1 protein-coding gene is annotated in these 768 nt (G+C 72.0%); it reads right to left on the reverse strand.

The window, feature by feature from the left end; all coding sequences use genetic code 11:
* A partial coding sequence (locus OOZ63_RS28925; protein ID WP_323055804.1) for a branched-chain amino acid ABC transporter permease occupies positions 1-768 on the reverse strand: 768 nt, incomplete at both ends.

The raw sequence follows: 768 nt of genomic DNA on the forward strand, positions 1-768 counted from the left end.
CTCATCAGCGCCGCGCCCAGGGCCGGGCCGAGGAAGACGCCGACGCCGCCGATATAGCTGTTGAGCACCACGCTGGCCGAGACATGAGCGTCGAAGACCACGTAGTTGGCGGCCTCGTTGGCCAGCACCTGCAGCGCCCCGGCGACGCCCGAGAACAGGCCCGAGATCGCGAAGGCCGAGACGCCCAGGCGGTGCACGTCGTAGCCGAGGAAGCGCAGCCGGTGGCTGTTCTCGCGCAGGCCCAGGGTCAGGCGTCCGGCCGGCGTGCGGGTGTGGAAGTGCAGCAGCGCCAGCGACAGCAGCACCCAGGCCAGGGTCAGGTAGTAGACCTGGGTGGTGGAGCCGAAGTTCAGGCCCCAGGCCGGCATGCGCATGGCCGAGATGCCCGACTCGCCGCCGAACAGGCCTTTCAGCTGCGGCGCCAGCGCATGCAGCAGCTCGGCGATGGCCAGTGTGATCATCGCGAAGGCGGTGCCGCTGCGCTGGGTGGCGAACCAGCCGGCGACGATGCCTAAGCCCAGGCCGGCCGCCGCGCCCACCAGGGGCATCAGCGGCGTGGGCAGCAGGCCGGCCCCGTTGAGGGCGTTCATCGCGTGCACGGTGGCGAAGGCGCCGACGCCGAAGTAGGCCGCGTGGCCGAAGGAGAGCATGCCGGCGCGGCCCGCGAGCAGGCTGTAGGCGCTGGCGAACAGCGCGGCGATCAGCATCTGCACGGCGGCATTGAGCAGGCCCGCGCTGAGCAGGGCCGGCAAGGCCGCGAGCAGGGCC

It is taken from the genome of Paucibacter sp. PLA-PC-4 (assembly GCF_026241155.1).
In the GTDB taxonomy this organism is placed as follows: Bacteria; Pseudomonadota; Gammaproteobacteria; order Burkholderiales; family Burkholderiaceae_C; genus Roseateles_E.